This window comes from Candidatus Eisenbacteria bacterium (assembly GCA_035712145.1).
Classification (GTDB): Bacteria; Eisenbacteria; RBG-16-71-46; order RBG-16-71-46; family RBG-16-71-46; genus DASTBI01.
The window spans coordinates 1-4,718 of sequence record DASTBI010000195.1; the positions used below are offsets into that span (position 1 = coordinate 1).

General features: G+C 67.4%; 3 protein-coding genes. All 3 read left to right on the forward strand.

The genetic code is table 11. From position 1 onward, the window contains the following. Positions 1–970, forward strand: a 970-nt coding sequence (locus tag VFQ05_14040; GenBank protein HET9327883.1) for a T9SS type A sorting domain-containing protein, incomplete at its 5' end; no start/stop codon positions are given. Between the two features lie 33 nt (positions 971–1,003). Next, entirely contained in the window at positions 1,004–1,357 is a 354-nt protein-coding gene (locus VFQ05_14045; protein HET9327884.1) for a protein kinase, read from the forward strand. Between the two features lie 117 nt (positions 1,358–1,474). Next, on the forward strand, positions 1,475–4,333 hold the full coding sequence (locus VFQ05_14050) for a protein kinase (GenBank protein ID HET9327885.1): 2,859 nt from the start codon (positions 1,475–1,477) through the stop codon (positions 4,331–4,333). Positions 4,334–4,718: the final 385 nt, after the last annotated feature.

Consider the following 4,718-nt stretch of genomic DNA (forward strand, 5'->3'; position numbering starts at 1 on the left):
CACGTTGAGCCTCGACCAGATCACGTTCGGCAACCGGCACATCTATCCTCCGCCCGGACTCACGAGCTTCTCCACGACCGTCGACCTGCGGCCGCAGAAGAACCTGCTCGTCAACGTTTCGGCGAGCCTCGATCCGATCACCCAGGTGGTGAGCTGGCATTTCAGCTCGATCGACCCGGCCACCGGCCGGACACCTGCCGATCTGCAGATGGGCTTCCTGCCACCCAACAACGTTCCTCCCGAGGGGGAGGGGAGCGTGATGTTCACCGTGATGCCGAAGCCCGGGCTCGCGACCGGCACCCAGATCAGCAACGCCGCGTCGATCGTGTTCGACGACCCACCGGCCACGAATACGTTGGCCTGGACGAACGGGGTGGACAACAGCCCGCCGGCGAGCAACGTGCTGCCGATCCCACCGCAGTCTCACCTGCCCAGCATCCCGGTGAGCTGGGGGCCGAGCGGGGCGCCCTCCGACCTCAGGGACTACACGATCTACGTGAAGCAGGACACGGGGCCCTATCGCGTGTGGCGGCTCAACACGCCCACCACGAGCGACACGCTGGTCCCGCCCCAGGATCACAAGCTTCATACGTTCTCGTTCTACAGCGTCGCGCGCGACCAGCTCGGGAACATCGAGGCGGCACCGCCGGTGCCCGATGCCACCACGCAATCGACCACGGCGGTGGAAGGGGGCCCAGCCCCGGTGATGCTGGCGCTGGCCGGTGCGCGACCGAACCCGACGCGCGGGCCGATTCAGGTGTGGCTCACGCTCCCGAGCCGGGAGCGGGCCACCTTGGAGCTGCTCGACATCGCCGGGCGGCGCGTGGCCCATCGCGAGGTGGGGGAGCTCGGGCCGGGGGCGCATCTCGTGACGCTGGCGCTTTCACCTGCGCCACGGGCGGGCCTCTACTTCCTGCGGCTCAAGCAGGGAGATCGCGAGCTCACGGGTCGCGTCGCATTGATTCGCTGATCCACGCATCGCTGCATGTTGTAGTGTCGTCCCATGCTGCTGACTCCCGCCACGCGCCTTGGCGTGTACGAGATCCTCGCCCCGCTCGGCGCGGGGGGCATGGGTGAGGTGTATCGCGCCCGCGACACACGGCTCAAGCGCGACATCGCGATCAAGGTGCTGCCCGACGACGTGGCCTCGTCGCCCGACCGGCTCGCCCGCTTCGAGCGCGAGGCCACGACCGTGGCCGGGCTCAATCACCCGAACATCGTCACCCTGTTCTCCTTCGAGGAGGTCGCGGGCACGCGTTTCCTGACGATGGAGCTGGTCGAGGGCCCTCACTTGCGCGCACTCGATCGGGATCCGCGGTGGATGCAGTTCCTGAAGCAAATCGGGCTCGAGGAGTGAGACTCGAGCGCCGGCAAGGTGCGCCGGGTTACCCTCTGGCTTGGGCACCCTAGGTCCGGCGATTCAGGTGCCTGATCTCACATCTTTCTTACGGGTGAAGTGGAGGGTTCGCGGGCCGTGGAACTCGACCACCGTCTGAACACCGGTCTCAAGGGCCACTATGCGATCCAGCACGAGCTGGGCCGCGGCGGAACGGCGACCGTGTTCCTCGCCCAGGACCTGCGCCATCGCCGCCCGGTGGCGATCAAGGTGCTCCATCCCGAGCTGGCAGCGATTATTGGGCCGCAGCGGTTCCTGCGGGAAATCGAGGTCGCTGCCGGCCTCACTCACCCTCATATCCTTCCCCTCTACGACTCAGGTGAGACGGATGGGCTCCTCTACTACGTGATGCCCTACGCGGAGGGCGAGTCGTTACGCCAGCGGTTGGAGCGCGAGAAGCAATTGCCAATCGATGACGCAATGCGGATCACGCGCGAGACGGCGGACGCCTTGGACCATGCCCACCGGCGTGGCGTGGTGCATCGCGACATCAAGCCCGAAAACATCCTGCTGCTCGGGCAGCACGCCGTCGTGGCCGACTTCGGTATCGCCCGCGCGCTGATCGCGGCCGGCGACGAGCGCCTGACCGCGACCGGGGCGGCGATCGGCACGCCGGCCTACATGAGCCCTGAGCAAACGGCTGGGAGTCGCGATGTGGACGGACGCAGCGACCAGTACAGCCTCGGCTGCGTGGCCTACGAGATGCTCGCGGGCGTCCCACCGTTCAGCGGGCCAACGATGGAAAGCCTCGCACACCAGCATCTGAGCGTGGCGCCGCGTCCGGTGACGGACTTGCGTCCCGCCGTGGCCGTCGCCACCAGCGCAGCCATCACGCGCGCGTTGGCCAAGACGGCCGCAGACCGCTTTGGGACCCTGACGGAGTTCGCAACAGCGCTCGACGCGGGTAGGGAAGCCGCGACAGGCGGCATCGGCCCAATTCGGGCCAGCCAGACACCGCTCGAGCTGCAGGACACGGTCTTGATGCGTCCTTCGCGCCGCCGGCGCTTTGCGTTGGCGGGAGCCGCCGTGGTGGTGGCTGTCGCGGCCGTGGCCTGGGTGCTGATGCGCTCGGAGCCGCGACCCACGGCGGAGAAGCATTGGATCCTGGTCGCCGACTTCGACGGTCCGGCGGATGACTCGAGCCTCGCCGCGACGGCGCGCGACCTGGTATGCGCGACGCTGGACCAGTCACGATTCGTCGCAACCGTGCCGTCGGAGCAGATGCGGCTCGCGCTGGCCCGAGCGGAGAGGCCGGTGAACACGCCGGTGGACGCCCAGCTCGCCCGGGAGCTGGCCTACCGCAGCTCTGTGCGCACCGTGCTCGCGGGCAGTATCGGGCGGCTGGGACGCGGGTACTCCGTCGTGCTACGCGTGGAGGATGCCGAGACCCCCCGCACCATCCTCACCGAGCGCGCGACGGCCCGGAACGAGGATGCGCTGATCCCCGCGCTCCAGCGAATCGCGGAGAGGCTGCGCGCGGGCCTGGGGGAGAGGCAGAAGGAGATCCGCGAGAGCCGGCCGCGGGATCCTGTTGCAACGGCTTCCTTCGAAGCCTATCAGCTGTACGTCAGGGGACGCGGTCTCGGCAAGGAGCTTCGGTCTCGAGAGGCGATCGCGGTCCTGCGTGACGCGCTCGCATTGGATCCCGACTTCGCGATGGCATGGCGAAGCCTGGCGATCAACCTCCAGCTGCTCGGACAGTCGGACTCCGCGCTCGCGGCCCTCGACCAGGCATTGAGGAGGCCTCACCGATTGACGACGACGGAGCGCCTCATGATCGAGGCGAACCGCGCCACCATGGCTGGCGAGCTCGAGCTCGCCATCCAGGCCTTCGGGCGCGCGTTGCAGCACGATCCCTCGAACGCGCTCGCTTTGCAGAATCGACATGTGGTGTGGTGCATGATGGGGCGTTTCCCGGAAGCGCTGGAGGATCTTCATGCCTACTATCGGGCCGACCCTTTCGGCCTTTACGACCTGAACCGGCGGAACGAGGCACGCGTTCTCTCCTCCCTCGGCCGCTCGGACGAGGCGCGGAAGGTCGCTCGAGCGATCGAGCGGCCCGCTTATAGGCATGACGCGCTCATCGGGGTCGAGATCGCGGCCACCCGCTGGGCGGCGGTGGAGAGCCTCGCGATCATCCGCCTGCGTGAGCCGGACCCCGGTCCGGTTGCTGTTTTCGCCCTCGCGTCCGCTCAGGCTGCCCGCGGTGCATGGAGAGCCGCGGCCTCCACCTTCGAGCGCGTGGAGCGCGACTCGTCGGAGGTCGAAGGGACTGGCATCCAGCACTCGCGCCGTGGTCGACTGATGCTCTCGGTCGTGAGCGGAGGAGCGATCCCGCTGCCGGCCCATCCATGGGCTGGCGACAGCTCCGCCGCCGACATCCTCACCCGGGGCTTGAGAGCGGCGCTCGCGGGGAACCGGATGGATGCGCAACGGCTCTTCGCGTTGGCTCAGAAACGTCCACGTCTCGAACAAGTCAGGCAAGGCGCCACTCCGAGCCTGCTGGCTGCGCGGCTCGAGGCGCTGGTGAATCGATGGAACGAAGTGGTGACCATTCTTCAGCCTGTCGCCCGACAGCCAGTGGAATTTGGCTACTGCACCGATCCGGCGGGGATGTCCGCGATCCGATGGTTGCTGGCGGATGCATTCGAGCAGCTCGGGCGGCCGGATTCCGCCGCGGCCTGCCTGGAAAGGATCACGTCCGATCCCGCTCCATTCCTGCACGACTACTACCTGCGTGGTGTGATAATTCCGCTCGCCCATCGGCGACTCGTCTTGCTCTACGCCCGAATGGGGCGCATCGATGATGCGCGACGCCACTGGCAGCTTTTTTCCGAGACGGTGCGCACACCCGACCCCGAGGTGGAGTCATTGATTGCCGAGGCGCGGGATGCGCTCCGTAACGCGGAAGCGGCGACCAGGTCGGCGCGTCTGTGAATCATGCGCGACCCCCGAAAGGATCACGCTGCCCAGTACTCAGTTGAGTTGGTCCCTGAGGCTCCATCTGATCAGGGCCCGGGCGCGCGCCACGAGTTCGCGATCGTCCCATGGCTTGACGATGTAATCGAGCAGGACGACAGGGTGCGGGGGTTGGGGCATGGGCCGATTGTAACGTAGCCGTCCGGGAGTGATGTGGGATATGGCGTCTCACGAGGACGTTCCTCAGGTACCATCGAATCGCCCCACACTCGGTATTGGAGGAGGACCCCAGCGGAGATGATCCTGAGTTGGCGGATGTGGACCGTTGCGAGTGTGCTGCTCGCTCTATCCGGGCCGAGCGCCCTCGCACAGCACGAGCATCACCCGACCCCTCGTCCCGCGG